The sequence below is a fragment of the Coprococcus sp. HPP0074 genome, assembly GCF_964238105.1.
GTDB classification, from domain to species: Bacteria; Bacillota; Clostridia; order Lachnospirales; family Lachnospiraceae; genus Faecalimonas; species Faecalimonas umbilicata.
Window position 1 is genome coordinate 240171 of sequence record NZ_CAXSKS010000001.1, and the last position, 26866, is coordinate 267036.

Annotated in this window: 30 protein-coding genes; 7 read left to right on the top strand and 23 right to left on the bottom strand. The window is 39.5% G+C overall.

Annotation, left to right across the window (positions count from 1 at the left end):
* Window positions 1-193: 193 nt before the first annotated feature.
* From ACESPO_RS01145 to ACESPO_RS01155, 3 genes are all read left to right on the top strand, one after another.
* Window positions 194-877 (top strand): hypothetical protein, encoded by a 684-nt coding sequence (locus tag ACESPO_RS01145; RefSeq protein ID WP_499788348.1) that lies wholly within the window; start codon window positions 194-196, stop codon window positions 875-877.
* 46 nt (window positions 878-923) lie between these two features.
* Window positions 924-1397 (top strand): DUF6560 family protein, encoded by a 474-nt coding sequence (locus tag ACESPO_RS01150; RefSeq protein WP_120105639.1) that lies wholly within the window; start codon window positions 924-926, stop codon window positions 1395-1397.
* Window positions 1398-1578: 181 nt separating this feature from the next.
* A complete protein-coding gene (locus ACESPO_RS01155; protein ID WP_499788349.1) occupies window positions 1579-2874 on the top strand; it encodes a glycoside hydrolase family 1 protein in 1296 nt (431 codons plus the stop codon).
* Window positions 2875-2993: 119 nt separating this feature from the next.
* On the opposite strand, the gene lexA is transcribed toward ACESPO_RS01155, so the two are convergent.
* Window positions 2994-3611, bottom strand: a complete 618-nt coding sequence (gene lexA / locus ACESPO_RS01160) for a transcriptional repressor LexA (RefSeq protein ID WP_008975707.1) — start codon at window positions 3609-3611, stop codon at window positions 2994-2996.
* A gap of 207 nt (window positions 3612-3818) precedes the next feature.
* Between lexA and ACESPO_RS01165 the strand changes: the two genes are divergently transcribed.
* Window positions 3819-4187, top strand: coding sequence for a hypothetical protein (locus ACESPO_RS01165; protein WP_016438944.1), 369 nt, complete (start codon window positions 3819-3821; stop codon window positions 4185-4187).
* 183 nt (window positions 4188-4370) lie between these two features.
* Window positions 4371-5435, top strand: a complete 1065-nt coding sequence (locus ACESPO_RS01170; protein WP_117576532.1) for a tyrosine-type recombinase/integrase — start codon at window positions 4371-4373, stop codon at window positions 5433-5435.
* Window positions 5436-5552: 117 nt separating this feature from the next.
* On the opposite strand, the gene dtd is transcribed toward ACESPO_RS01170, so the two are convergent.
* Entirely contained in the window at window positions 5553-5999 is a 447-nt protein-coding gene (gene dtd, locus ACESPO_RS01175) for a D-aminoacyl-tRNA deacylase (RefSeq protein WP_008975710.1), read from the bottom strand.
* Between the two features lie 145 nt (window positions 6000-6144).
* Between dtd and ACESPO_RS01180 the strand changes: the two genes are divergently transcribed.
* On the top strand, window positions 6145-6879 hold the full coding sequence (locus ACESPO_RS01180; protein ID WP_009261858.1) for a tRNA 2-thiocytidine(32) synthetase TtcA: 735 nt from the start codon (window positions 6145-6147) through the stop codon (window positions 6877-6879).
* A 98-nt stretch (window positions 6880-6977) separates the two neighbouring features.
* Here the strand turns inward: ACESPO_RS01180 and ACESPO_RS01185 are convergent, their stop codons facing one another.
* From ACESPO_RS01185 to mnmL, 8 genes are all read right to left on the bottom strand, one after another.
* Window positions 6978-7625, bottom strand: a complete 648-nt coding sequence (locus ACESPO_RS01185; RefSeq protein ID WP_499788350.1) for a cytidylate kinase-like family protein — start codon at window positions 7623-7625, stop codon at window positions 6978-6980.
* Between the two features lie 90 nt (window positions 7626-7715).
* Complete coding sequence (locus ACESPO_RS01190) at window positions 7716-8621, bottom strand: RluA family pseudouridine synthase (protein WP_317344301.1); 906 nt, start codon at window positions 8619-8621, stop codon at window positions 7716-7718.
* A 3-nt stretch (window positions 8622-8624) separates the two neighbouring features.
* Entirely contained in the window at window positions 8625-9164 is a 540-nt protein-coding gene (gene lspA / locus ACESPO_RS01195) for a signal peptidase II (RefSeq protein WP_499788351.1), read from the bottom strand.
* A 17-nt stretch (window positions 9165-9181) separates the two neighbouring features.
* The gene (locus tag ACESPO_RS01200; RefSeq protein WP_008975715.1) at window positions 9182-9952 is read right to left on the bottom strand and encodes a YlmH/Sll1252 family protein; all 771 of its coding nucleotides are present in this window, start codon (window positions 9950-9952) and stop codon (window positions 9182-9184) included.
* 7 nt (window positions 9953-9959) lie between these two features.
* Window positions 9960-10484 (bottom strand): cell division protein SepF, encoded by a 525-nt coding sequence (locus tag ACESPO_RS01205; RefSeq protein WP_009261855.1) that lies wholly within the window; start codon window positions 10482-10484, stop codon window positions 9960-9962.
* A 13-nt stretch (window positions 10485-10497) separates the two neighbouring features.
* Window positions 10498-11199 (bottom strand): YggS family pyridoxal phosphate-dependent enzyme, encoded by a 702-nt coding sequence (locus ACESPO_RS01210; protein WP_008975718.1) that lies wholly within the window; start codon window positions 11197-11199, stop codon window positions 10498-10500.
* A gap of 62 nt (window positions 11200-11261) precedes the next feature.
* Window positions 11262-12650: a biotin/lipoyl attachment domain-containing protein gene (locus ACESPO_RS01215; protein ID WP_120091693.1), complete on the bottom strand. Its 1389-nt coding sequence runs from the start codon at window positions 12648-12650 to the stop codon at window positions 11262-11264.
* Between the two features lie 15 nt (window positions 12651-12665).
* Window positions 12666-13610 (bottom strand): tRNA modification radical SAM protein MnmL/YtqA, encoded by a 945-nt coding sequence (gene mnmL, locus ACESPO_RS01220; protein WP_009261853.1) that lies wholly within the window; start codon window positions 13608-13610, stop codon window positions 12666-12668.
* Window positions 13611-13682: 72 nt separating this feature from the next.
* Between mnmL and ACESPO_RS01225 the strand changes: the two genes are divergently transcribed.
* Window positions 13683-13889, top strand: coding sequence for a DUF378 domain-containing protein (locus ACESPO_RS01225; RefSeq protein WP_008975721.1), 207 nt, complete (start codon window positions 13683-13685; stop codon window positions 13887-13889).
* Window positions 13890-13972: 83 nt separating this feature from the next.
* Here the strand turns inward: ACESPO_RS01225 and ACESPO_RS01230 are convergent, their stop codons facing one another.
* The 13 genes from ACESPO_RS01230 to ACESPO_RS01290 all read right to left on the bottom strand — a co-directional run bounded on the left by ACESPO_RS01230 (window position 13973) and on the right by ACESPO_RS01290 (window position 26800).
* Window positions 13973-14944 (bottom strand): D-alanyl-D-alanine carboxypeptidase family protein, encoded by a 972-nt coding sequence (locus ACESPO_RS01230; protein ID WP_009261852.1) that lies wholly within the window; start codon window positions 14942-14944, stop codon window positions 13973-13975.
* Window positions 14928-15323, bottom strand: a complete 396-nt coding sequence (locus ACESPO_RS01235) for a methylglyoxal synthase (RefSeq protein ID WP_008975723.1) — start codon at window positions 15321-15323, stop codon at window positions 14928-14930. Before ACESPO_RS01235 ends, ACESPO_RS01230 begins: the two co-directional genes overlap by 17 nt.
* Before the next feature lie 15 nt (window positions 15324-15338).
* Window positions 15339-16454, bottom strand: coding sequence for an FtsW/RodA/SpoVE family cell cycle protein (locus ACESPO_RS01240; protein WP_009261851.1), 1116 nt, complete (start codon window positions 16452-16454; stop codon window positions 15339-15341).
* Window positions 16451-16681, bottom strand: a complete 231-nt coding sequence (gene minE / locus ACESPO_RS01245; RefSeq protein ID WP_008975725.1) for a cell division topological specificity factor MinE — start codon at window positions 16679-16681, stop codon at window positions 16451-16453. The genes ACESPO_RS01240 and minE overlap by 4 nt, the downstream gene beginning before the upstream one ends.
* A gap of 15 nt (window positions 16682-16696) precedes the next feature.
* The gene (gene minD, locus ACESPO_RS01250; protein ID WP_008975726.1) at window positions 16697-17485 is read right to left on the bottom strand and encodes a septum site-determining protein MinD; all 789 of its coding nucleotides are present in this window, start codon (window positions 17483-17485) and stop codon (window positions 16697-16699) included.
* Between the two features lie 41 nt (window positions 17486-17526).
* Window positions 17527-20439 carry a penicillin-binding transpeptidase domain-containing protein gene (locus ACESPO_RS01255; RefSeq protein WP_499788352.1) on the bottom strand — a complete coding sequence of 971 codons (2913 nt, stop codon included), beginning with the start codon at window positions 20437-20439 and terminating at the stop codon, window positions 17527-17529.
* Window positions 20432-20950, bottom strand: a complete 519-nt coding sequence (gene mreD / locus ACESPO_RS01260) for a rod shape-determining protein MreD (protein ID WP_008975729.1) — start codon at window positions 20948-20950, stop codon at window positions 20432-20434. The genes ACESPO_RS01255 and mreD overlap by 8 nt, the downstream gene beginning before the upstream one ends.
* Before the next feature lie 14 nt (window positions 20951-20964).
* Window positions 20965-21837 carry a rod shape-determining protein MreC gene (gene mreC, locus ACESPO_RS01265; RefSeq protein ID WP_009261848.1) on the bottom strand — a complete coding sequence of 291 codons (873 nt, stop codon included), beginning with the start codon at window positions 21835-21837 and terminating at the stop codon, window positions 20965-20967.
* Window positions 21834-22856, bottom strand: a complete 1023-nt coding sequence (locus ACESPO_RS01270; protein WP_016438952.1) for a rod shape-determining protein — start codon at window positions 22854-22856, stop codon at window positions 21834-21836. The genes mreC and ACESPO_RS01270 overlap by 4 nt, the downstream gene beginning before the upstream one ends.
* 17 nt (window positions 22857-22873) lie before the next feature.
* The gene (gene radC, locus ACESPO_RS01275) at window positions 22874-23569 is read right to left on the bottom strand and encodes a RadC family protein (RefSeq protein WP_008975732.1); all 696 of its coding nucleotides are present in this window, start codon (window positions 23567-23569) and stop codon (window positions 22874-22876) included.
* A gap of 35 nt (window positions 23570-23604) precedes the next feature.
* Window positions 23605-23865 (bottom strand): DUF4321 domain-containing protein, encoded by a 261-nt coding sequence (locus tag ACESPO_RS01280; RefSeq protein ID WP_009261847.1) that lies wholly within the window; start codon window positions 23863-23865, stop codon window positions 23605-23607.
* A gap of 104 nt (window positions 23866-23969) precedes the next feature.
* Window positions 23970-25556, bottom strand: a complete 1587-nt coding sequence (locus tag ACESPO_RS01285) for an NAD(P)/FAD-dependent oxidoreductase (RefSeq protein WP_016438953.1) — start codon at window positions 25554-25556, stop codon at window positions 23970-23972.
* Window positions 25553-26800: a BaiN/RdsA family NAD(P)/FAD-dependent oxidoreductase gene (locus tag ACESPO_RS01290; RefSeq protein WP_016438954.1), complete on the bottom strand. Its 1248-nt coding sequence runs from the start codon at window positions 26798-26800 to the stop codon at window positions 25553-25555. Before ACESPO_RS01290 ends, ACESPO_RS01285 begins: the two co-directional genes overlap by 4 nt.
* Window positions 26801-26866 lie beyond the last annotated feature (66 nt).

Here is a 26866-nt window from a genome sequence, read left to right on the forward strand (position 1 = left end):
GAATGAGGATGACTACAACATGAAGTTTTAGCGATGAAGTAAAAAATAAACAGCAGTAAAATGATACTGTATTTAATGATAAAAAGTTTTTACGATTACTTGGCGGTTTGATAATTTTAAAAATCTGGAAAACTGGTTAAAAGGTTTACTGCAAGGAAAGTAGATGTGATAAAAAGGAAGGTAATCTATAATTATGAAAAGGATTTTGACATTAGTTGTATCTGCACTGCTGTCCTTAAATGGATACAGTCTAAAAAGTAATTCATTAGGAGGAGAAGCTATGCAAAAGACTTATAAAGAGCTTGCTGAAATTTTTAACAAATATGATATAAAGGGAACGACTGATCAAATGATAGATGATTTGGAACAAGACTATAAAACAATGCCGCCGGAAGTGGAATTAAATAAGGCTGCGACACTACTGACTGTACTGGGGCAGGGGGAATACGATTACGAAAACATGACATGGACTCCCTATACAAACGGTGTGTACACCTTTGATGTGGAATTCTTCAATGTAGAGAATATGTATACCGACTTTCTGACAGGTGTTTCGTCACTGGATGAAGAAGAACTTGATTTCAAAAATATACAGGAGGACACCCGCCAGGTAAACTGGGAAGAAGGAACAGGAAAAAGAACAGTTAGTTTTGAATGGAAACACCGGGAATTTACATTGGAAGCAGAAGTGTATGATGACTGGTTTGATGTAAATGTTGCAAATGAATTGAATAAGATCATTAAAGACTATGGAAATGAAAAACAGTTATTCTTTACGAGCGACGGATATCAGGAAGGGATTGTTTTTTATCGTGATAAAGAGTGGGCAGAAGGATTCCAGCTGGAAACCGGGTTGGAGCTTGTGGAATTCAATTAGCCGATTAAAAAAGTAACTTTAAAATCTACAGGAGAAAGGAAATCTCATGAAAAAAGCTAGAAATCAAATCCAAATTGGAAGAGAACCGTTGTCTCATTATGTTATCCGTTCAGAAATCTATCTGAGTTGGCTGTTTGCTTTTTTTGCAATATGCAGTACAGGTTTATTGATTTATAGTATTGTTATAGAGGAAGCTTTGTGGGCGATCCTGTTTCTGCTGCTTGTTTCTATAGTGATGGCGATTGCAGCTTTTAATATCGGCTTATGGAAAGTAGAAGTAAACGATATGGAAATTACGTATCGTTCTACATTTGGCCGCGTAAGAAAGTATTATTTTGCAGATATCACAAAGGGTGTGTATAAAAAGAGCGGAGCTTTTCGGGTTTACATAGACGAAAAAAGAATATTTACTTTTGATGATAATATGGACAATTCATTGTTTATCGAACAAATGAACAGACTACATATTCCTATCTGGAGTTATAGTTTTTCTCTCAAAATGAAAAAGAAATCTAAATAACCAAAAAATATTTTAATAGGAATATGAACAGATGCAATTTTTAAGAGAATCAACAATATTGTAATTACTATTGTAATGATAATCAATCTGTTTTCTTAGATGGATATCATATAATGAAGACACCGTACAATACGCATATATAATAAGGAAATAGAAAAGCAAATGATTAGGAGGACTTCTTATGGGAAAATTTCAAAAAGGATTTTTTGTCGGTGCTGCGACGGCTGCACATCAAGTAGAGGGGAATAACATTTACAGCGATTGCTGGGCACAGGAGCAGTTGAAATATTCTATTTTTCAAGAACCAAGTTTAGATGCGGTTGACCATTACAATCGGTATCAAGAAGACATAGAATATATGGCAGATGCTGGATTGAATGCCTATCGGTTTAGTATTGAATGGGCGCGTATTGAGCCGGAACAAGGGAAATTCGTGGAAACAGAGATTGAACATTACCGCAATGTTATTCGCTGCTGTAGGGAAAAGGGACTGGAACCTTTCGTTACTCTTCATCATTTTTCCAGCCCGCTTTGGGTGATCCAAAAAGGTGGTTGGGAGTCAGAGGATGTCATACAATATTTTGCGGAGTATGTCGAATATGTGATGAAAAAGCTTGGTAATGAGATTAAGTATGTCTGTACGATCAACGAGGCAAATATGGGACTTCAAATCGCATCTATTATGGAACGGCAAAAGAGACAGGAAAAAGCAAATGCCAGTCGAAGGAAAGAAGAAGGGCAGCAGGTGCAGTTAGGAATGGATTCTGAAAAGATGGAAGAAAACGAACGCCTTGGAGCTGAAGAAAATGAAAGAGTCTTTTATACCGCAACTCCTCAGACATTTTGCAGCAGTCGTACAGAACAGGGAGATTTCATTGTCATGAAGGCGCATCAGAAGGCGGTACATATCATTAAAGAACTTTATCCGGAGACGAAGACAGGGTTAACGCTTTCTCTTCATGATATCCAGCCACAACCAGGAGGAGAAGAGCGTGCAAAAGCAGAGTGGGAGAAGGAATTTACGCATTATCTTCCTTATATCGAACAAGATAATTTCCTTGGAGTACAAAATTACAGCCGTTCAAGAATAGGGGCTGACGGAATCGTTCCAGTGCCGGAACATGCTGAGCTGACACAAATGAATTATGAATACTATCCAGAGGCATTAGAACATGTGATTCGAGCGGTTTCTAAACAATTTCATGGTGATTTATATGTGACGGAAAATGGGATTGCCACAGCAGATGATACACGACGGATTGCTTTTATCGAAAAAGCAACTGACGGTGTTGCTTCCTGCATTGCCGACGATATTCCGGTGAAAGGATATTTCTATTGGAGTCTTTTAGATAATTTTGAATGGCATAGGGGATACACAATGACATTTGGGCTGATACAAGTAGACAGAAAAAATGGAATGAAAAGACAAGTAAAGCCAAGTCTTGCCTACCTTGGACAGTTATGTCCGGATAAATAAATTGTGCAGGCACAATAGGCTGACAGATATAAGAACAAAAAATTGATAGGAATGGGGAAGGATAAATCCGAAAGTGGTTTTATTCTTCCCCATTAAAATGTGTGACAGAAGTATTTTCGCTATTTCATAAATCGGAATACACCGATTACTTTTCCGAGAATTTCTACACTTTCTACAATGATTGGATCCATAAAATCATTCTCCGGCTGAAGTCGATAAACGCCTTCTTCTTTAAAAAATCGCTTTACCGTTGCGCCATCCTCAACGAGTGCAACAACCATATCTCCATTCTCAGCATTTGACTGCTGTTTAATAAGTACATAATCTCCATCTAAAATTCCCGCATTGATCATACTTTCTCCTTTGACAGAAAGAAGGAATGTTTTTTCATTTGGCATAAATTCCATCGGGATTGGAAAATAATTTTCAATATTCTCTTCCGCAAGAATTGGTGCTCCGGCAGCAACACGACCGATAACAGGCACATTCACGACCTCTCTTCGTGTAAGATTAAACGTATCATCCATGATCTCGATTGCACGCGGTTTTGTTGGGTCTCGGCGAATATAACCATTTTTCTCCAATGTCTCCAGATGAGAGTGAACAGAAGAGGTAGATTTCAAATGGACTGCTTCGCAGATCTCACGGACTGCCGGTGGATATCCTTTTGATAATAATTCCGATTTAATATACTCTAAAATTTCTTCTTGTTTTTTACTGATCTTTCCTAGTGGCATAAAAAAGCCTCCCTTTTGTATTCTGCAATTATTTTATCATATGAAAAAGGAAAAAGCAAACAAATGTTTAGAAAGTATGTTCACCTTATTGACAAACGTTTGTTCGTGTTATATAATCTGCGTAAAGAACATTTGTTCGCAACATTTGTTCGAAAAAGCGAATAGACAGCGTTATGATTTCAGAAAGAGAAAGAGGAAGTGGGAGAGATGAGTAAGCACAGAGCATATGCAGTGAAGATCAGGAAACAACGAGCGATGAGAAGGAGATGTATTGTTTCTGTTTTTTCAATTTTAGCAGCATTTTATATCAGCGCAGTTGGCAGCATTTTGTTTACCAATGCACATGGAAATGCATCTGAAGAACCTGTTGTTGGGAAGTATTATAAAAGTATTCAGATTCAGAAAGGTGACACTTTACAGAGTCTTGCAGACACTTATGCAAAAGATTCTGATAAAAAGACAATTGCCAGATACATTAAGGAAGTAAAGAAATTGAATGGGATGTGGCTAAATGATTTATGTGCGGGAGATTATCTATTAATCATTTATTATGATTCTGTACCGGAAGTAATGTGAGAGAGATTCTTTTCAAAACAATAAAAATCCATTGAAAGGCAGAAAACTGCCTTTCTAAAAGAGAAGTTAATCTATACGACAAATACCGATTTTTCCAAAAGATATAGACTAAAAAGTCTACTTATGCTATAATTACCTACAAAATCAGGTTAATTCGTAACTATTTTAAGGAGGTATTTTTCTATGGCAAAAGATATAAAAACTTATCACGAACAGACTTTTATTGAAGATACTTTACGGCTGAGGGAAATTCTGACAACACTTCCTGCCTTTGCAAAAGATTATTTTCGCGCAATGGAACCAACAACTTCTGCAAAAACAAGAATTTCTTATGCTTATGACATCCGAACATTTTTCTACTTTTTGGTGGAATGCAATCCTCTGTATCGCGATCGCTCCACAACACAATTCACCCTTGAAGATCTCGATCAGTTAAGTTCAGTAGATATTGAAGAATATTTAGAATATCTGAAAGTATACGAATCTTCTGAAAACAAACAGATCACAAACAGCGAACAAGGGCTTGCGAGAAAAATGTCTGCACTCAGAAGCTTCTACGGATATTTCTTTAAACGACAGGCAATTGAGAAAAATCCGACATTGCTCGTAGACATGCCAAAACTCCACGAAAAAGCGATCATACGTTTGGATACTGATGAAGTCGCAATTCTGCTTGATTATATAGAAACATGCGGAAGTCAGCTGACAGGACAAAAGAAAGTTTATTATGAAAAAACAAAATATCGGGATCTAGCGATCATTACTCTCCTGCTCGGAACAGGAATCCGTGTTTCAGAATGTGTTGGGCTGGATATCAATGATGTTGATTTCAAAAATAATGGGGTCAAAGTTACAAGAAAAGGTGGAAACGAAATGGTTGTCTATTTTGGAAGGGAAGTCGAAAAAGCTCTTAGAGATTACCTGGAACTGACAAGAAAAAATATTACTCCCCTGCCAGATCATGAAAATGCCCTCTTCCTCTCTACCCAGCGAAAGCGAATGGGGGTACAGGCAGTGGAAAATATGGTCAAAAAATATGCAAAGCAAGTGACACCAAATAAAAAGATTACACCTCATAAACTTCGAAGCACTTACGGTACCTCTTTATATAAAGAAACCGGTGATATTTATCTCGTAGCTGATGTTCTAGGGCATAAAGATGTCAATACAACAAAGAAACATTATGCAGCAATCGATGAAAGCAGGCGCAGACAAGCAGCTTCTGCAGTAAAATTGCGGGAAGAATAGTACTCTACAGTTATAGAGAGACCCACTCTCCTTTTGCTGAACCACTTAGGAAAGCAATGGGCATCGCCACAGTTACTATATCAATAACGGTGCAATGCCCTGTGTTCCTCTTCTGCTTTATAATTTTTCTGAATCAAGTATGATTGTAAATGGTCCATCATTGATTAGCTGAACTTTCATATCAGCGCCAAATTTTCCTCGTTCTACTATCGGGACTTGTTTCTGGCATTCTGAAATAATATATTCATACAACTGCTCTGCTTTGTCCGGTGCTCCGGCTTCAATAAAACTTGGACGGTTTCCTTTCCGGCAGTTGGCATAGAGTGTAAACTGAGAAATCAGCAAAAGGGATCCTTTTACATCTGCAAGAGAAAGATTTGTCTTACCGTTCTCATCCTCAAAAATCCGAAGACCAACCATTTTTTTGATCATTTTATCTGCAATCTCTTTTGTATCTTCATTGCCGACACCAATCAACACCATATATCCTTTTCCAATTTTTCCAATTGTTTCTCCATCAACAGAAACAGATGATTCTAATACACGCTGTACTATAAATTTCATATATTTTTCCCTCCAATTTTTATGACTATTTCCTTTTATATTAGCTTCTTTATTTAAAATAATCAAGTTTTCTCTTGTCAGGAAAAAGGAAATCAGATAAGATATTGAATGAATCGATAGAGAATAACGAGAAAGGAATATACATATGAAATTACAGCAGCTGCTAAGTTATACGAGAAAAGCCGTGGATGAGTATCAAATGATTGAAGAGGGAGACCATATTGCAGTTGGTATCTCCGGAGGGAAAGACAGTCTGACACTCCTCTATGCACTTCATGGATTGAAACGATTTTATCCTAAAAAATTTGAATTGAGTGCAATTACTGTAGATCTCGGATATGAGGAATTTCATCTGGAGCCAATCGAAAAACTTTGTGCCCAGCTTGAGGTACCTTATAAGATTGTCCGGACGGATATTGCTCACATCCTTTTTGAGGAACGAAAAGAATCAAACCCATGTTCTCTCTGTGCAAAGATGCGAAAAGGTGCCTTAAACGATGCTGTCAAAGATATGGGATGCAATAAAGTTGCATACGCACATCATAAAGATGACATTATTGAAACTATGCTACTCTCCCTTATTTTTGAAGGACGTTTTCATTCATTCTCTCCAAAGACTTATCTTGACCGGATGGATCTGACTGTGATTCGACCAATGATGTTTGTCGACGAGATGGATGTGATTGGATTTAAGAATAAATATGATCTTCCGGTAGTCAAAAGTAAGTGTCCGGTAGATGGACATACAAAGAGGCAATATGCCAAAGAACTTGTAAGGCAGTTAAATCAAGAACATACAGGAGCAAAAGAGCGTATGTTTACTGCAATTTTAAACGGAAAGATCAATGGATGGCCGGAAAGAATATTACAAAAACGTTAATTTTCATCCGAATAAACGTATATAAAATAGAAAGAGGCAGAATCTTGTGTTGTACAAGTCCTGCCTCTTTTTCAATCAACTAAGATCGGATGGCTCTGCTATAACTGAGGAGCTTTCGTCAATGCTTCTTTTGCTGCAATATAAGATTTGATTATTTCAACAGCGCCGTCCACTCCAAGATCGGAACTGGAAATACATAAATCATAGCTGTCTACATCAGACCATTTTTTATTAGAATAGTAATTATAATAGTTTGCACGTTTCCTATCTGTTTTTAAGATCATGTCTTTCGCCTTTGCATCTGTCAGATCATAAAGTCTTGCGACACGCCTGATCCGGGCATTCAAATCTGCATGAATAAACACATTCACACAATTATCATACTCTTCCAATGCATAGTCTGCACAGCGTCCGACCAACACACAAGGTCCTTCATCTGCAATTTTTTTAATTGCGTCAAACTGAGCAAGAAAAACTTTATGATTCAGCGGCATATCCGAATATCCACCGGCAGGATAGCCCATAGAGTAAGTATCCATCACCAAGGAGTAGAGGAAGCTATTTGTAGGCTTTTCATCTTGTGATTCAAAGAGTTCTTTGCAGATACCGCTCTCTTTTGCTGCAACTGCGAGCATCTCTTTGTCATACAGTTTAATTCCGTAATATTCTGCAAGCTTTGTACCGATTTCATGTCCACCGCTTCCAAACTGTCTTCCGATTGTAATAATTGTGTTTGTTTTTGTCATAACTGTCACACTCCTTTATGTAAATCCATCTGAGAATCAGATTTGATATATAACATATTATACATCAAATCTGATGAAATGTACACAACTTTACAAAATTTCCAGCAGGTGTTTGAAATAATCTGGCAATTCTGCATTAAATTCCATATACTGACTAGTACGTGGGTGGATAATGCCGAGAATTTTTGCATGAAGTGTCTGCCCTTGAAGCTTCATTGGAGATTTTGCCGGACCATAGATAGCATCTCCAAGAAGAGGATGACGAATACTTGCCATGTGTACCCGAATCTGGTGTGTTCTTCCCGTCTCCAACTGACATTCTACATACGTAAATTTTTCAAAACGCTTTAATACCCGATAGTGCGTGACAGCATGCTTTCCATTCTTATAGTTTACACTCATTTTCTTTCGCTCAACAGGATGTCTGCCGATGGGAGCATCAATAGTACCATTGTCCTCCTTTAACACTCCGTGAACAATCGCATGATATTTCCGTGTAATCGTATGGTCTTTTAACTGCTCAGCCAGCGACTGATGTGCAAAATCATTTTTGCAGACAACCAGAGAACCAGTTGTATCCATGTCAATACGATGCACAATTCCCGGGCGCATTACGCCATTGATCCCAGAGAGTTGATCTTTGCAATGAAACATCAGTGCATTGACTAAAGTTCCACTATAATGTCCTGCAGAAGGATGAACGACCATTCCTTTTGGTTTATTCACAACAAGGATATCTTCATCTTCATAGAGAATATCAAGCGGAATCTGTTCTGGAAGAATATCAGGTTCTTTCAATTCTGGAATCGTCACTGAAATATGATCTTCCAAAGAAAGCTTATAGTTTGCTTTTACCGGTTGCCCATTTACAAGAACTTCTTTTTCTTTGATCAGCTTTTGGAGATAAGAGCGAGAAAGATCTGGAAGTTTTTCGGATAAAAATTTATCAATTCGCATCAGATCATTTCTCTCTGCGGTATATCGTCTTTCTTCCATAATTTACTCCTGTTCTTCTGGATCCTGCACTGACTTTTTCCCACGGAAGGTAAAATATTGATAATCTTCCTCTTTAAGATAGAAAAACGCCAGATAGCAGAACAGACACATTGCCAAAACTACATAAATATCTGCGACATTGAAAACTGGAAAATCAATCAATTCAAAATAGAAAAAATCTGTCACATAATTGTTGCAGAGTCTATCGATCATATTTCCGATTCCACCAGCCGCCACAAGAACCGTGCAGATGCGAAACGCAGCAAAACGCTTTGTATACGGTAATCGGATATAAAAGTAAAGTGCTGCGGAAAGTAACAGCAAGGTGGTAATAATAAAAAATGTTTTCTGTCCTTGAAAAATTCCGAATGCCGCTCCTCTATTTTCCAGATAATGAAGACAAAATACATTTTTGATCAGAACAATATCTTCTTTTCCCTTCAGGTATGTGGTCGCAAGAAACTTTGTCCACTGGTCAAGTACAATTCCAAAAACCAGTGCAACTAAACCACCTAAATACCATAGAAATCGTTTCTTTTTCATATTCTATCGTTTCTCCTTTAAATCAATTTGTGAATTTCCACGAGAAGCCTCCCCTTTTTTGTCTGGGAAATTACTTTTCGATAGATGAACTTACCATAGCCGCGAACAGAGATCACATCATCTTCTTTCACATTATATCCATTAGATGAAATAAGTTTACCATTGACAAACACCTTTCCAGCCTCGATCAATGGACTGAGGCGGCTTCTGGAAGATGAAAATGCAAGAGAAAGAAGGGTATCCAGTCTTACAGAAGCTACTGTACCTGTAATTTTTTCATACTTTTGTGTATAGTGAAACTCAGAAAAAGATTCTTCACAAACAATCACCTGAGTCCGACGTATCTGTGTCATTTCTTTACACACATAGGATAAAAGTTTGTCTGAGACAAATACAAACGCACCTTGCTCTTCTACGATAATATCTCCGATTTTTGAACGCTCAATTCCAAGACTCAGAAGTGCTCCCAAATAATCTCTGTGAGATAGCTGCTCGGAGAACTTTTGACTGCGCGGCAGGATATGTATAATTCCCATCGGATATGCAAGATCTTCTATCTCTGAACGTAAACAAAGAGCATCAGGAAGAAATGCTGCAATCTGACGCTCTGAAGAAGCATAGCCGCCAAAAGTTCTGTACGGAGTGTACAGAGTATCTTTTGGCAACGTATGTAAAATATTCAGTTCATTAAGATTTAGAAAATCTGTGTAAGTAATAAAATTGCGATGATATGCAATCTTTGATAACTCAATCAGTCTTTTTCTTAATAATTCTTCTTCTTTTTGCATAGTACTCCTAGAATCTTGTGTTGATGGACGGCATGTCAAAAGAAGTATTCAGCAAATCCTGTAAATCTCCGGAAATATCTACATTGGTAGGTGTTACGAGGAAGATGTAAGTAGATATCTTCTGAAGATTTCCATTGATCGCAAATGCTGCACCGGAAATAAAGTCGATAATTCTCTGTGCAACCTCCAGATCAAGTCCCTCTAAATTCAGGATAACAGTACGTCCGCTTAAAAGAGATTCTGTAATTGCGCGTGCATCATCAACAGATGTCGGACGAATTACACATACTTCCATTCCTGGCGCTCTTCTCTGTCCACTCGGACGCATTGGAGTTACTTTATTTGTAGATTTTGAAGTGCTTTTTGACTTTTCCTGCATATCAAAATCATCATACTCTTCTTTTTCTTTTTTAAATGGATTTTTGCTTGTCTTTTCCGGATATTCATCTACTTCATCATCGAAGAAATCATCCTCATAATCATCTTCGTCACTCAGTTTCATAATGTCCAAAAACTTGTCAAATACTCCCATAGTTACACTCCTATCATTCGTTTGTTATATTATAGTTTCTTTCACCAAAAATACCAGTGCCGACACGAACCATGGTGGCACCTTCTTCTATCGCGACTTCATAGTCATTTGTCATACCCATTGAAAGAATACGCATACTAACATTATCAATGTTTTTTGCCGCAATGTCAACAGATAATTTTCTTAAATTGGCAAAATGTATACGATTTTCTTCTGGATTTTCGACAAATGGAGCAATCGTCATCAAGCCTTTAATCTTTATATGACGAAAACGGGCGATTTGTTCGACCAATGGAAGCACTTCTTCTGGCGAAATGCCAAACTTGCTCTCTTCACCGGCGACATTAACTTCAATCAAGACATCCACCAAACAGTTCTTTTTTGCTGCTTCTGCCTCGATTGCTTCTGCAAGTCTAAGAGAATCAACGGAATGAATCAGTGTTGTTTTTCCAATCAGATACTTAACTTTATTTCTTTGAAGATGGCCGATCATATGCCATGAAATATCTTTTGGAAGTTTTTCATATTTGTCAGTGAGTTCCTGTACTTTGTTCTCGCCGAACTGCCGGATACCAAGGTCATAAATTTCCTGCAGCATCGAAACCGGCTTCGTTTTGCTCACTGCAATCAATGTAACATCTTCCGGATGTCTACCACTTCTTTTGCAGGCATCTTTCACCTTGTCCTGTATAGATTTCAAATTTTTTTCCAGCATATTCTTCACTCCTCGTCTTTTGCTGTTTTATCATTTGATTTATTACGAATGTGCTCCGGGGCTTACCGGAACACAACTTCGTCCTCTTTTATTCCTTTGCCATCCAGCGCAATGCGATCATAATTTGTCAGCCCATACGACGTATTTTCTTCTACAATATAATATTCTTCACTTTCTGCAAGAATATTAATCTGCCGAAAGACAGCATATCCACGATTAATATTGTAAACCCCTTCTAAAGTTCCTTTTTCGTTCAACGCCATTGTATCATTGCTGTCCTCACACAGCAGTGTATCTCCCTTTTTCAATTCTTCAGAGGCAATATAGCTTTTTCCATCTTTTTGTGCATAGACAGTTGCTTTTACAAATTCTGTAGATCCATTGCGTTTTTTCCTGATGACACCAGCTTCTTTGCTGTTGCCGCCGACGGTTACATATTCCTCCGGCACCAAAAAGAACTCCTTTTCTACTTTAGCCGTTTTAGGAATCTTCAATCCGGTTTCATCTTCCAGAATCAATTCAAGATCCAGATAACGCTCTTCTGCATAACGCACCATCGAATTGTTAAAGGAAAGAATACCATAATAATGGTCATCCTTACTTACGACACTGACATTGGCCCACAGATATTCATCGTCCTTTAGAAAACGAACTTTGACAGAGTTCATCTCAGAGAGTTCTGCTGAGAACTCTTTATCTATTTCGATGGCCACAGACCATTTCTCACTTGTCACAAGCTTATAGGCAGGAGAACCCGCAGTAATCTTTTGATTGTTCAGCAGTTCTGTCTTCTGATAATCTGTTTTATTGAGTAAATCTGATGTAAGCGTATCTTTTGTAATGCCTTCCAGCCCATCTACAGAGTATATGATAATACCGTCTCTTGGTGATGCGCATAATCTTAATCCGGCAGAATTTCCGGAAGCGATAATGGAATCCAATTCGTTGATGCGAGTTTGATTTTGGATTCCAAGCATCACACTGTCGATATTTGTGCGGAGATTGTAAGTGTTATGAAACTGTTCGTCCTGAAATGTTTCATTAAATTTCTGTGTCTTTAATACAATCTGGTTCAGATCTCCTTCAGAGAGTTCCACAGCTGCGGCATCTCCAGATACCTCTGTGTGTTCCATCTTTTCATTGCTCAATGTATATACATTGGAAGCTGCGGATACCTTACTCCCTTCAGAAGTATAATAATTGATATAGCCGTCTCCTTCAGACTCCACGATCATTTCTTCACGAATCGCAAGCCCCGTATATTCATAATCATTCAAAATGCTTCCTTCTCTTACTTCATAGGAAGTAATATGAGGGGAAGTTAGGTACAGAATAATTGTAACAATCAGATAAAAGAAAATGATTCCAAAAATGATGATTCCGACATTGAAAGGAATTTTCTTTTTTGTTTTGTATGCGTTTAAATCGATAAACTTGTCTTGTTGTGCCAAAAATATGACCTCCTACTATAATTTCTGAAGTGCAGCACCATTTAGGTAGCTGCATCGTATGCCCTGCCTGCTGTTTCGTCTCTGCATTTCCTGCTCAAATTCTTCCTGAAGCTTCCACCAGCTAGTTCCCCAGTTGGAAAATACAGCATCTTCTTCCGGAACCCTGCTGAACAGTCTTTCTACTACAATGTCAGGTGAAAGATATTCTAAGAAATCAGCAAGTCTCTGTAAGTATTCTTCTTTTGAGCACACCGCTATTGTACCATTTTCATACGCATTGCACAACAAAGTATTTTTTGCAATATAAAGAGAATGAATCTTTACAATCGGTATGCGAAGGGCAGATAAGATTTTTGCAGTTTCAATAGCATCTCTTCGCGTATCTCCCGGAAGATTTAAAATCACATGGGTGCAGATTGTAAAATCATACATCTGAATACAGCGGACCGCATCTAAATATTCCGCAAGACCATGACCTCTCTGAATGTCATCCAATGTATGATAATTGACCGTCTGCAATCCTAATTCCAACGTAATTTCCACAGAATAAGTTTCCTTGATCTGTTTCAATACTTCCATATAATCTTTACGGATACAGTCCGGCCTTGTAGAAATAGAAATTTCTATAATATCCCTTTGGCTGGCAGCTTCTTTCATATAATTTTGAAAATCAGAAAGCGGCATAAAGGTATTTGTATAATTTTGAAAATAGGCAATAAATTTCTCTGCCTTATACTTTTTAGAAATAAATGCTTTATTTTCGTTCAACTGCTGTGTGACAGTTTTTTGATTGGAAAGGCTTTCAAATCCGGTGCCGACTTCCGCACAGAAGGTGCATCCACCGCCATTAATCCTGTTTGGACAAGTGATTGGAAGATTGATGGGAAGTTTATAAACCTTTGTTCCATATTTTTTCTTTAAGTATTCAGAATATTTATTATAGTAACTTTGTGTTTCCATAGTTTTTCCTTTAACGTATAAATTCTCATTTCATGGCAATTCTATTATTATCTTAAAAAAGGAGGAATTCACATGAAATGGTTTGATAATACAGCATTGACACTTGTAATCATAGGTGCTGTTAACTGGTTGCTTGTTGGTATTTTTAAATTCGACCTCGTTGCTTTTCTGTTAGGGGATTTGTCGTGGCTGTCACGTATCATCTACACAGTCATCGGTCTTTGTGGCCTTTATTTGATCAGTCTCTTTGGACGAATCAACGAGATCTCAGAGTCTTAACAGCACATGGAATATTTGTACATGTAACTGTGTATATTTAAATTTTAAAAAGTGTGCTGCCGCATCAGACATGCAGCGGCACACTAAGAAGCCGGAATCGCTGAAATCAGCGAAGTCATATCATTATAAAGAACCGTTTTGTCAGGTGCTCCCATTACAATAGAAATATAAGGATTTCCTGAAAGGTCCTTTTCTAAAAGAATCAGGCAGGATCCTGCCAAATCTTCTGTTCCTGTCTTTCCACCTACAATCACTGCATTCTGTGGAGGAATTGCGAGACCTTGCGCATAAAAATGGGACGGTGTCCATGTCAGCTGTCTTGTTCCAGAAGTAGGATTCTGTACTGTTGCAGCATAGGATGACTGTGAAATCATCGTCAAAAATGTCTCATTTTTCATACATTCATTAAAAATCAAATACAGATCATATGCTGTAGTATAATGATCTGCTTCATGCAATCCATGTGGATTTGTAAAGTGTGTGTTTGTTGCGCCGAGTTTTCTCGCCTCTTCATTCATTAACTCTACAAAAGCTTCCACACTGCCAGAAATATGCTCTGCAATTGCAATGGCATTATCATTTCCGGAATGAAGTAATAACCCATAGAGGAGTGCTTCCATCGTAATCTGGTCATTTTCTTGCAGTCCACAGACAGAGGCATCCACATCAAAGGTCACTGCACGTCGGCTCACAGTCACAATATCTGACAGATTTCCATATTTCAAAGCAACATAAGCAGTCAGTACCTTTGTTGTGCTTGCCGGATAAAGTTTGTTATGAAGATTCTGTGCATAGAGCACCTGTTCCTGATTTACACCAAACAGTCCGGCAGCATGTAATTGCTGGTCTGTCGTATAACCTGGAAGTTCGATATTTTCCACCGCCACACAGAGATTTTCTGCATACAAATCTGCACGATATAAATCCCGATTGTATTCTGATTTCTCATAGATGGCAATGATGGATTCTTTTTTTGCGCATCCTGCTATGAGAAACATACCAATCAAAAGAAAACTTCCAAAGAAAAATCTCTTTCTTCTATCTGTACATCTCACGCCACTCTAAATCTCCTCTGTCGATCGCTAAGATTAATACTTCTGCAGTTGCTACATTGGTCGCCATTGGAATGTTATGCATATCACAGAGGCGCACAACATCATTGACATTTGGCTCATTGGATTTTGGAGCAAGAGGATCCCTTAGGAAAATTACTGCATCTATTTGATTCTGATCGATCTGTGCTCCCATCTGCTGAGAACCTCCAAGTGGACCTGCCAGATATTTATGAATAGAAAGGTTGGTCACTTCCTCGATCAGGCGTCCTGTTGTTCCTGTTGCATATAATTCATGTTTACTTAAAATTCCTCTGTATGCAATACAGAAATTCTGCATTAACATCTTCTTAGCATCATGTGCTATTAATCCTATTCTCATCGTGTGCTCACTCTCCTATTGGTATTTTTTCGGTTGTAATCCTACATTTAATACAACCCCTATTCCGCTGAACAGGCTGACTATGGAAGAAAGTCCATAGCTTACAAAAGGTAATGAAATACCTGTGTTCGGAAAAATTCCGGTCGCCACACTGATGTTGATAAAACTCTGTATTCCTATCAGTGCGGCTACCCCCCCGCAGATGATCTGTCCTGCAAGATCCTGCGCTCTTAATCCGATTATAATACATTGGACAATAATTAACAATAATAAAATAATTACAATACAGCATCCAATAAATCCAAGTTCTTCCCCAATAATTGCGAAGATAAAATCTGTCTGAGGCTCTGAAATAAAGTTTCCGTTTTTCACAGATGTTGTTGTATTGTTGTCATACCCCTTCCCTTTCAGTTGCCCAGACCCGATTGCCATAATAGAATTCATCTGTTGATATGCTGTGGAAGAGGCATATTTCTGCGGTTCCAGCCATGCAAGGATTCTCTGCCGTTGATAGTCTTTTAAGAACGGTACATTGGAATGTACAACAAGACTTAAAAAGATCAGACAGACTGGAATCACAACCGCCAACACAGTGCCGATAAACTTATAGCTAAGTCCACCCAGATACAAGAGGACACAAAACAGCGCTGCAAGGCAAATGGTGGTAGACAAGTTCGGCTGCTTGTAAATCAAATACAAAGAGGGAAGGATCAAAGCAATTGCTTCCATGATCATGACCGGATGATTTAATTTTTTTCTATGTTTCGTTAAAAATTGAGCAAAGAATAAAATCATCAGAATCTTTGTTGGATCAGAAGGCTGAAACCGGATAAATCCAAAATCAAGCCATCTGACTGCGTTGTTTGCCTCTGCTCCAAAAAAATGAACAAGCAGAAGTAGAATCAGATTGACAGCATACAAAATCCAGTAAAACCGCAAGATCCATTTGTAGTCGATGACAGAAAACAAAAGCATTACAAGCAGACCAAGAATCACTCCGAAGATCTGTTTGCCTTGCATAGATTTCTGTGCACTTCCAACGGCCATGATTCCGATAATCGAAAGTGCTGTGACAAAAGTCACCAGTATGAAGTTAAAATTTTTCAAATGATATCGTTTTAAAAATTTCACTTTTTCTCTCCTGCTAATTGAATATGTATATCAGATTGTGTAATTTGAACAGTAAAGTTTTCGGGTGTAATTTCGATATATTTTGAGACGGTCAGAAATAATTCCTCTGCGATCCGTTCCATATATTCCGGGGTACTGTTTACGCGGTCAGACGACAAGATCAACCGCAGTCGTTCTTTTGCAATCGTTACCGAAGTACGTTTCTTTTTCCATCCAAATTTCTGCATCTGATTCCCTCCCTGTTACTTTTTGAATACTTTTGTCAGTCTTGAAAACAATCCATCCTGCTTTTCAAAATTCAAGAAAGGGACTTCTTCTCCAGTCAGCCTTTTACAAATATTTTTATATGCCGCGCCTGCTTTGGAACTTAGACTAATGACAGGCTCTCCCTGATTTGTACCGATTACAACTTGTTCATCATCAGGAATGACACCGATCAGGCGTATTCCAAGGATTTCTGTCACATCTTCCACGGACATCATCTCTCCTCTTTTTACCATATCCATTCTAAGTCGATTGATGATCAGCTCGGACTGGGCAATTCCTCCTTGCTCCAAAAGACCAATGATTCGATCTGCATCACGGATTGCAGAGACTTCTGGTGTTGTGACGACAACTGCACGGTCCGCTCCCGCGATTGCATTTTGAAATCCTTGTTCAATTCCTGCCGGACAGTCGAGGATAACATAATCAAACAATTCTTTTAGTTCTGCTGTCAGCTTTTTCATCTGTTCCGGAGTTACCGCTGACTTATCTTTTGTCTGTGCCGATGGAAGCAAGTATAATTCCGGATAGCGCTTGTCCTTGATCAGCGCCTGTTTTAGCCTGCAGCTTCCCGTAATGACATCGACCAGATTGTAAACAATCCGATTTTCAAGACCTAGCACAACATCGAGATTGCGAAGTCCTAAGTCAGTATCGATCACAATCACTTTTTTCCCCATCTGTGCAAGTCCGACTCCGATATTAGCCGTTGTTGTTGTCTTTCCGACACCGCCTTTGCCAGATGTGATTACAATTACTTCACCCATACAAAATTCCTCCATTTCATTTCTTTTTTGTCTTTTGTATTTTAATCTCCGGCACCGGCAACACCAAGCATGCTGGCGCTTCCTGTGACGATATCTTCCGTATCTCCAAGATGATATTTATATTTTACAATATCTCTTCCAATTTCTGCTGTGTAACTAGAATTATAGCCATTGGCAATTCTTACGCTCACGGCAATTTCCGGATTTTCGCTTGGGGCATAGCCGACAAACAGTGCATGATCCGGATGGGTCTCACTCTGCTGAGCCGTACCGGTCTTGCCTGCCATCTGAAAACCTTCCAGGCGGAGAGAATCAAATGTTCCAGTTGTTGATACCATATCTTCCATTCCCTGTTGCACTGCATTCCAGGTGCTGTCTGAAACTTCGGTAATTTCATTTCTCAGTTCCGGTTGATAGTCTTTTACAACATTTCCTTTTTTATCCACAGTCTTGTCGAGAAGGGAAAGCTGAAAGACTTTTCCACGGTTTGCAACAGCTGTTACATAGCGTGCGAGCTGGCTTGTCGTATAGTTGTTTGTTCCCTGACCAATAGCAGAAAGTACGGAGTCTGTATCGGAAATCTGAGGTTTCGATTCTGAAATTTCTAATCCGGACTTTTCATTTAACCCAAACATCTCTGCATATTTTGTCAGTTTGTCAATACCGAGATCACTGGAATACGTTTTCGCAGGCTTTCCATCCTCTCCCTTTTTATCCCCTGATTCTGTCACTCCCAACTCATATCCCATTTCATAATAGAAAATATTACAAGAGTGCTGAAGAGCGCCTGTGACGTCAAGCCAACCATGAGCTCCCGGCGAAATCCAGCACTTTGGATTTGGAAATACTTTCTCAAATATTCCTTCACATACAACTCCATCAGATGGTGTAATGATTCCTTCTGTCAAAGCTGCAACGGATGTCAACATTTTATACGTAGATCCCGGTGCAGTCCGCTCCTGAGTAGCAGTATTATAAAAAGGACTGGAGAGATCATTTGCAAGCTTATTATAGTAAGCAGAATCCATTGTATTGGCCAGTCTATTATTATCATAGCCCGGATAGGATACACATGCAAGCACCTCCCCGGTATTTACATCGGTCACAACTGCAGAACCGGAACAAGGTTCCAGTGCAAGTTGGGCTGGTGTAATTTCAAGAGAACTGATTTTCCCGACAAGAAAACTATATGGGTCAATCTGACCGCTTTCCAGTCCCTGATATTGCCCTTCGTCAAAGGCAATTACATTCTGTTCGTATAAAATTCTGCAAATATCTTTGCCCTTCAGTTCATTCGCTTTGATCATATAGCGATAAACAAGCTTTTCGAATGTGCTGTCCGACGGAAGCGTTTGCTCGAGGTAAGTTAAAATCTGCCCGTAAATTTCATTGAGATCCGAATATTTCTCCTGCTCAGTTTCTGCCTGCGGAATCTCTGAAAGATTTATCCAGTTTTTGGATATCGCATAGTTCAGATATTCGTAAAGGCTGATGGTTTCATCTTTTGTCCATGCGATATAGGTTTTATCGCTTGTATCTATCGCATCGGAAGATAGGATTCCTGCCTGGTCCATCAGAAGATCGTCTGCAATATAATTCATATATGCCTGCATTTCTTTGGAAAGTGATTTGTAAGAAGCAGCCGCTGGATCCCGGAGTTGGGACATAACTTCCGCAATGCAGGAAGCTTTCTTTTCCGCGACAAGAGCTTCCACCTTTTTTTCTGTCTCTTTTGCATCTGTCGATGAAAAATGTTTTGTGTCGATCACTTCATTTGCAAATAGCGCATGATAAACATCATCAATCGGTATGATGATCTTGCTGGAGTCTCCTGCGGAAGCCGGATCATAATTCATGATATTTTGAATGCGTGACACGAGAATTCCAGCAAGTTTTTCTTCAATGATCTGATAGGTTGCCTCTTGAAGATTTTTATCAATTGTCAGATAGAGATCGTTCCCGGCAACGGCATCAGTTTTTTTCTCTGTCTCAATTACATTCCCGACACTGTCCACATAGACAATTTCTTTTCCTTTTGTCCCTTGCAGTTCTTCATCCATGGTCTGTTCTAATCCGGATTTTCCAACAATATCAGTCAATGTATATTCTTTGGAGCTTTCCTTTTTCTCATTGTATTCTTCTTGGGAAATCTTACCGGTATATCCGATCAATGAAGCAAAATATTTACTGTCCGTATAACGTCTGAGAGAATCCTCTGCAATATTGACTCCTTGCAGTCTGTCAGAGTTTTCCATAATTTCAGCTACCGTCTCATCGCTGACATTCGATGCGATGGTTGTCGGAATGTATTTCTGGAAACTGTTGAGACTGATGGCATAACGGATGTTGACCATTTTTAAAATACGAGACTTTTCCATGGAAGATTGATCGATTCCATATCCATAACGCTCATCTTCACATAGATAATTTATAATGTCATCGGCACTGGCATTTTCCTCTTTGTCTGTCAGTTCATCAATTGTCTGATAACCATAAATATCCGCAAGGAACCTAAGCTTGGACGTCTCATTTTGTGCCGCAAATTCATAATTTCCTGAAGCATTTAAAATGATTCCAAAATCACTGATAACGGTATCACCGTTTGACTCTACAATGTCAATCACTTCTTCGACCGTTTCATTTATAATTTTATTTTTTTCTTTGAGTGTCATGGAAGAGTAATCGCCGTTGTCCTCAATCGTAACAGAATATGCCAATTCATTGTAGGCGAGCAATTCTCCATTCCGGTCATAAATGTTTCCTCTTGTCCCGGGAACTTCTCTTGTTTTCCGAATCTGAAGTTTATAATTATCCAGATAATACTGTCCTTTTACAATCTGCAGATAAAAAACTCTTTGGATCAAAATTGCAAACAGAACACAAAAGGCAATCACTGTTACGAACAGACGAGATTTTATAATTTCCATGATCCATTCTTTGATACGATTAAACAAATTTTCCAGCACTCCTTTTTTCTTCTGCTTCCAATCTTCGATTCAAGGTCAGAATGATCGGATACAATATTAATGTTACAAGTATAGTATAGATCAACTCAGGCAAAATGACATTTCCGAGATAATAAGGGAAATCAAATCGGCTTCGAAGTAAAAATAGGAGAAGATAGATTAACATCCCATAGACAAATTCACTTCCGGAAATCAGGATCAGTGGAAGTTTAATATCTTCTGCATAAAATAATCGTCGAAAAAATCCGTTGAGATATCCGATCACCATATAGAGCAGTGCATAAAATCCAATCAGATTTCCTGAAAAAACATCCATGAACAATCCACAGAAAAATCCAACAAACATTCCCGACTTTTTCCCTCGCATAAATCCGAATGAAGCTGTAAGAATGATCATTAAGTTCGGTGCGATGGAAGCAAGTGCAAGTGTCTGAAAGATGGTTGTCTGAAGCAGGAAACAAAAGAAGATCAGACATCCGGTTACTATTTTTCGTTTCATCAGTTCTCCACTCCTTACTTTGCTTCTTTTATCTCTTTCGTTACATCTTCTTTTAAAGTAGTAATGACAAGCACTTCATGAAGATGCTTGAAATCTACAACCGGAGTGAGATAACCGGATCGTGTCAGATTATTGGAATCTACCTTAATATCACTGACAACACCAATTGTAATTCCCTGGAGATATTTGTCACTGATATGAGAAGTCACAATTTCCTCTCCGACCGCAATCTCATTCTTATTATTTTCTAATTGTTCAAACTTGATCTTGCCATCATTCATCAACTTCAAATCACCTTTGACAATACAAGTATCCAGTGTCGAAAGTGTCATGGCACTGATATTGCTGGAATCATCAATAATGGAACGGACACGAGACCATCCTGGGGCTACTTCTGTGATAATACCAACCAATCCAGATCCTGCAATTACATTCATATCCACTGCGAGTCCATCATCACTTCCTTTGTCGATGGTAAAGGTACTAAACCAGTTACCCGGATCCTTCCCGATCACATGAGCTCCCACTTTCTCATAATCTGCATAATTAGAATCTAATTTATACAGTTCCTGAAGACGTTCTAACTCGTATTTTTCTTGTTGGAGCATCTTGTTTTCCAACGTCAGTTCATCTACCTTTTCCTGAAGTGCTTCTTTTTCCTTTCTTGTCAGCTGCAATGTCTCAAAATTATCTGTAATATCTGTTAAAAACATTCCTATTTGATTGATTCCTTTCTGCATCGGAACAACCGTATAATTGGCAAAAATCCGCAAAGGTCCGTTGATTTTATCAGAAATCAGAGAAATTCCCATCAAAAGCAGACATACCGCTGAAAGGATTAAAAGCCAGTATTTACTTGCCAGACCATTTTGTTTTTTCTTTCTCATCGTATCCACCTGTCATTTTCCACTGACATCTCATAAGTCAGTTTGTGAAGATTTTTATTGTGTATGATTTTTTCAAGGCCTCTCACTGCACAAATTGCAGGCTGATTTGCCACAGTCACTTTCCATCCGCCGGCATGCGATAAATATCTGTCAAGACCTGAAAGCGATGCCATACCACCGGTCAGAAAGATTCCTTTTTGCTCAATTGCCTGCCGCACTTCCGGAGGAGTTCTTTTTAAAAGCGCCGTCATTTCCTTCACACAGTCTGACAGAGGCTCCCGAAGTGCCGTTTTCACTAACGTTCCGGGAATCTCCTTGTACTTTGGAAGGCCGGTTCCTAATTTTTTGCACGGAACTTGATAAATAGATTCCTGCCTGTTTGGAAATAATCCTGCTTCTTTTCGAAGAAATTCTGCGGTTCGCCCGGAGATTAATATTTGGTACCGATTTTTAACCAGCTGGATGATCTCACGGTCTAAATGCATTCCACCAATCTTAAGCAGGCGGTTCAATACGATTCCTCCATAGGAAAGCACAGACAATTCCATCGTAGATGCCCCAAAATTAACTAAAAAAATCCCTGGTTCTCGCTCCACGGCAATTCCGGCACCAACTGCATCTGCAATGCCGCGTGCCACGATTCGCACCGATTTTGCTCTCGCAGTTGAATGAAGGACAAGGTCGCAGAATGCCCGCTTTTCCAGTTCTGTTACATCTGTCGGAACAGCAATCACATACTCGGACCCATAAGCAAATTGGTGCCCTCGTTTTAGAAGATTTTGTAATAAATATTGCATATCGGTGATTCCGGAAATCACGCCTTCCTTCATCGGAAATACAACGCGGATGTGATCAGGTGTTTTCCCATACATCTCATATGCCTCATCTCCGACTGCAAAAATTTCCTTTTCATCCGCAAATGCAATCGCATTTTTTTCACGCCAGATTGTTTTTTGTTTTTTATCATATACTTTGATCTCATAACTGCCAAGATCAAGACCATATATATTTCTAGACAACCGACATCGATTCCTCTCTAAATAAGTTCTTGTTCGGCAAAGCTGATATAACAATTGTTCCCAATAATAATATGGTCTAACAGTTCAATTCCAATCAGACTTCCTGCCTCTTTAATTCTTTTTGTAATCAGAAGATCTTCTCGGCTTGGTGTGGGATCCCCGCTTGGGTGATTATGAAGCAATATGATAGAAACAGCATTTTTCTGCAGAGCTTCAATGAACAATTCCCGCGGAGTCAATAAAGACGCGTTGACCGTCCCTTTTGAGATTGTCGTTTCACCGAGAAGCTTTGCCTTTGTATTTAACATCAAAAGCTTCATATGCTCCTGCGTACGATGACGCATATCCTCCATATAATACTCAGCAATGGAGGACGGAGTCCGAAAATCAAGTCCTTGGTACGCATCTGCTTTTGAGAGACGCTTTGCAAGCTCCGACAGGCACAGAATCTGAATCGCTTTAATCTTTCCAATTCCTTTGATCTGCATCAGTTGTTCCATCGTCCAGTGATGAATATTTAAAATTCCATCCTGCCAATAAACCGGATACAAAATCTTTCTGGCCAGTTCCAGCACGCTGTGTCCTTTTGTCCCTGTGCGCAGAAGAATCGCAAGCAATTCAACATCGGTCAGATTGCCTGCGCCATACTGTTCACATTTTTCGTAAGGACGTTCCTCTGATATAATTTCTCTTATGGTACAATTTTGATTCATGTGTTCTTTAGACTCTTGTGCTACAAGTAAAGATGCTATAATAAGCGGTATATAATAATAGATATCACAACTCCAAGAATACTTGCAATTGTAATTTTGATATTCAGGCCGAAAGTAATGACTAATAAGCCGAGATTCAGCACAATCGGATTGTCAAACCCAAATGTCTGGCCATATGACAGCCAGCTCAGTGCCGGCACTCCCTCTGCCAGCATACCTATAAACCCGCCAAGCACAATTCCTGCCAAAAGCAGTAAAAAAAGTGCCCACGTGTTTTTTCCTGCGTGTCCTTTCATCTTTACTCCACCTCTTCTTCTCACAAACTCTGTTTATTTTATCATACTTTAAAAAAAGTGTATATAGAAAAGACATTAATTTTTTGTGAAGATTGTTTGTCTTTCTATCTGAGTTGACCTGCCACAGCTTCTGCCATACGAATCCCATCCATTGCGGCGGAAGTGATTCCACCGGCATATCCGGCCCCTTCTCCACACGGATATAACCCTTTTACACTTCCTTCCATAGTAGAAGGATCCCTGGAAATTCTGACCGGAGAAGATGTTCTGCTTTCCACGCCAGATAAGAGTGCATCTGGGTCAGCAAATCCTTGTAGTTTTTGATCAAAGCAACGGATGCCTTCTTCGATAGATGCTGCCACAATCTCCGGCAGGATTTCTCTGACATTAGCAGGCGCATAGTTTCCTTTCATGGAAGGGTGAACCGTTCCAAAACTGTCTGTTGCCCGGTTTTTGCAAAAATCTTCATAGCGCTGCACAGGAATTTTGCCCTGTGCCAGACGAAATGCCTTTTCTTCCAATTTTCTTTGAAACTCCATTCCAGCTAGTGGATGGTCACTGCCATAATCTTTTGGTGTCACGGTCACGATAATGGCACTGTTTGCATTTTCTCCTGCTCTGCTATGGTAGCTCATTCCGTTTACTGCAAGTCGCCCTTCTTCCGATGAAGCATTGACCACATAACCGCCTGGACACATACAGAAGGAATAAACACCTCTTCCATTGGAAAGTTGTGCCGTCACCTTGTAAGATGCCGCTGGAAGTGTTTTGGGCAGTTCCATCTGATATTGTGCATAATTGATCAATTTCTGTGGATGTTCGACGCGCACACCGACAGCAAATGATTTTGCTTCCATGCAAATCTGTTTTTCCCAAAGCATCTCAAAGGTATCTCTCGCACTGTGTCCAATTGCCAATATCACCGATTTCGCAGGAAGAAATTGCTCTTTATTTATTACAACGCCACAGATCTTTCCGTCAGTTATACAAAGCTCAGTCACTTTGCTTTCAAACCGAACCTCTCCGCCGTTGCTTTGGATCGTCTTCCGCATATTCTTTACAACATTCATCAGAAGATCTGTCCCAATATGTGGTTTATTTACATATAAGATTTCCTCCGGTGCGCCTTCTTTTACAAAGATTTCTAACACTTTCCGATTTCTTCCGGAAGGATCTTTGACAAGTGTATTTAGCTTACCATCAGAAAAAGTTCCGGCGCCTCCCTCTCCAAACTGAACATTGGATTCTGGATTCAGTTTGCCCGTCTCCCAAAAGGAATCTACATCTTTCTTCCGCTCTTCTATTGCTTTGCCGCGCTCCAGAAGTATTGGGGCAAATCCATGTTCTGCCAACATGTATGCACAGAACAGTCCTGCAGGACCACTTCCGATGATCACCGGTCGATCTGCCGGTGTGCTTTCCGCATGAAACGGGAATTGATATACTTTCTTTTCCACGATGGTGATATTTTTGCTGTGAACTTTTTTAAACACCTTTTTCTCCTGCAAAACGGAAGCATGAATCGTATAGACATAAAATATCTGTGGTTTTTTGCGCGCGTCAATTGATTGCTTTTCAATCGAATATTCTATCAGCTCCTCAGGACGGATCCGAAGTGTTCTCTCAATCTTTTCTCTCAATTCCTGCTGTGTATGTGTGCAGGGCAATTTCAATTGGCTAATCTGAATCATATTCTTTTTTCCCTTTCTCCTATACTGCTTTGCGCAGCACATTTTCCTGCAACAAACCCACTGGACCATGCCCACTGAAGGTTATATCCTCCGCAAATCCCATCTACATCGAGGAGCTCTCCCGCAAAATACAACCCTGATACACAATGGGATTCCATTGTTTTTGGATCAACTTCCTCTGTCCTGACACCGCCCGCACAAATTTGTGCCTGATCAAAATCATTTGTGCCCTTGATCGTAATGCGAAGTGATTTTAACAGTCGACATAAAATCATAATTTCCCGCTCTGATAGTTCCTGGCAGCTTTTCTTTTTATCAATTTTGCTAAGCCTTAAAATAGTTTGAGAAAATTTCTGGTGGTACATGCCCGTGAAAAACTCTGTCATTTTGCGTTCCGGATGCCTCCGGATCCGAAGTCTGAGGATATCGTCCATCTCCTTTTCTGTCACATTCGGTGCCAGATCCAAGACTGCAATGACCTCTTTTTTTCTGTAAAGGCCTTCCGATGCGTAACGACTTACTTGAAATACCGGAATGCCGGAAATTCCATATTTGGTAAGTTGAAGCTCCCCGGTATCTTCTGCACATTTTGTTCCATCTACGAAAAGTGTTACTTTCCCCTGGATGCGGACACCAGCTAACGCAGCAAAAAAATTTTCCTTTGCATGCAATGCCACAAGCGCGGGGAGGACCGGAGCAATCGTATGCCCCAGATCCTTCGCGTATTGATATCCACTTCCATCAGATCCGGTTACCGGAGATGCTTTTGACCCCGTGGCAAGAATTAGTTTTTGGCAATGGTATCTCTTTGTGGCGGTGCGGATTTCAAACTGTTCTTTCTTCTTCACAATCCCACAAATCTGCACACCATATTCTACCGGTATCTGCAGTCGCTCTACCTCCATCTGAAGTACTTCCAAAACAGAGGCTGCCTGATCAGACCCCGGATAAAGGTATCCGCCCCGGTCTCTGGTACAGATGCCGAGTTCTTCAAAAAAAGCAATGGTCTTTTCTGCCGGAAACTGTTCGATCACCTGCCATGGAAAATTTCTCTGGCTACTTCTATAACAAGAAGGTTCCTGCAGACGATTTGAAAAATTACACCGTCCATTTCCAGTGGCAAGAATTTTCTTTCCTAATTTCTCATTGTGTTCTAAAATGCAGACACTGGCTCCTGATTTTGCTGCCGAGATTGCAGCCATCAGCCCGGAGGCTCCTCCTCCGACTACAATTATATTCTTCATAGTATCCTCTCCCCAGATCTGCCTAAATTCTTTATGAAATCAGATGTTTCTCCAGATTGTGAGACA

Excerpts from the sequence above, each read along its gene's own strand:
- ACESPO_RS01145 (WP_499788348.1), top strand. The coding sequence starts at position 194 with ATGAAAAGGATTTTGACATTAGTTGTATCTGCACTGCTGTCCTTAAAT.
- ACESPO_RS01150 (WP_120105639.1), top strand. The coding sequence starts at position 924 with ATGAAAAAAGCTAGAAATCAAATCCAAATTGGAAGAGAACCGTTGTCT.
- ACESPO_RS01155 (WP_499788349.1), top strand. The coding sequence starts at position 1,579 with ATGGGAAAATTTCAAAAAGGATTTTTTGTCGGTGCTGCGACGGCTGCA.
- lexA (WP_008975707.1), bottom strand. The coding sequence starts at position 3,611 with ATGCCACTAGGAAAGATCAGTAAAAAACAAGAAGAAATTTTAGAGTAT.
- ACESPO_RS01165 (WP_016438944.1), top strand. The coding sequence starts at position 3,819 with ATGAGTAAGCACAGAGCATATGCAGTGAAGATCAGGAAACAACGAGCG.
- ACESPO_RS01170 (WP_117576532.1), top strand. The coding sequence starts at position 4,371 with ATGGCAAAAGATATAAAAACTTATCACGAACAGACTTTTATTGAAGAT.
- dtd (WP_008975710.1), bottom strand. The coding sequence starts at position 5,999 with ATGAAATTTATAGTACAGCGTGTATTAGAATCATCTGTTTCTGTTGAT.
- ACESPO_RS01180 (WP_009261858.1), top strand. The coding sequence starts at position 6,145 with ATGAAATTACAGCAGCTGCTAAGTTATACGAGAAAAGCCGTGGATGAG.
- ACESPO_RS01185 (WP_499788350.1), bottom strand. The coding sequence starts at position 7,625 with ATGACAAAAACAAACACAATTATTACAATCGGAAGACAGTTTGGAAGC.
- ACESPO_RS01190 (WP_317344301.1), bottom strand. The coding sequence starts at position 8,621 with ATGGAAGAAAGACGATATACCGCAGAGAGAAATGATCTGATGCGAATT.
- lspA (WP_499788351.1), bottom strand. The coding sequence starts at position 9,164 with ATGAAAAAGAAACGATTTCTATGGTATTTAGGTGGTTTAGTTGCACTG.
- ACESPO_RS01200 (WP_008975715.1), bottom strand. The coding sequence starts at position 9,952 with ATGCAAAAAGAAGAAGAATTATTAAGAAAAAGACTGATTGAGTTATCA.
- ACESPO_RS01205 (WP_009261855.1), bottom strand. The coding sequence starts at position 10,484 with ATGGGAGTATTTGACAAGTTTTTGGACATTATGAAACTGAGTGACGAA.
- ACESPO_RS01210 (WP_008975718.1), bottom strand. The coding sequence starts at position 11,199 with ATGCTGGAAAAAAATTTGAAATCTATACAGGACAAGGTGAAAGATGCC.
- mnmL (WP_009261853.1), bottom strand. The coding sequence starts at position 13,610 with ATGGAAACACAAAGTTACTATAATAAATATTCTGAATACTTAAAGAAA.
- ACESPO_RS01225 (WP_008975721.1), top strand. The coding sequence starts at position 13,683 with ATGAAATGGTTTGATAATACAGCATTGACACTTGTAATCATAGGTGCT.
- ACESPO_RS01235 (WP_008975723.1), bottom strand. The coding sequence starts at position 15,323 with ATGAGAATAGGATTAATAGCACATGATGCTAAGAAGATGTTAATGCAG.
- minE (WP_008975725.1), bottom strand. The coding sequence starts at position 16,681 with ATGCAGAAATTTGGATGGAAAAAGAAACGTACTTCGGTAACGATTGCA.
- minD (WP_008975726.1), bottom strand. The coding sequence starts at position 17,485 with ATGGGTGAAGTAATTGTAATCACATCTGGCAAAGGCGGTGTCGGAAAG.
- mreD (WP_008975729.1), bottom strand. The coding sequence starts at position 20,950 with ATGAAACGAAAAATAGTAACCGGATGTCTGATCTTCTTTTGTTTCCTG.
- mreC (WP_009261848.1), bottom strand. The coding sequence starts at position 21,837 with ATGAGAAAGAAAAAACAAAATGGTCTGGCAAGTAAATACTGGCTTTTA.
- radC (WP_008975732.1), bottom strand. The coding sequence starts at position 23,569 with ATGAATCAAAATTGTACCATAAGAGAAATTATATCAGAGGAACGTCCT.
- ACESPO_RS01280 (WP_009261847.1), bottom strand. The coding sequence starts at position 23,865 with ATGAAAGGACACGCAGGAAAAAACACGTGGGCACTTTTTTTACTGCTT.
- ACESPO_RS01285 (WP_016438953.1), bottom strand. The coding sequence starts at position 25,556 with ATGATTCAGATTAGCCAATTGAAATTGCCCTGCACACATACACAGCAG.
- ACESPO_RS01290 (WP_016438954.1), bottom strand. The coding sequence starts at position 26,800 with ATGAAGAATATAATTGTAGTCGGAGGAGGAGCCTCCGGGCTGATGGCT.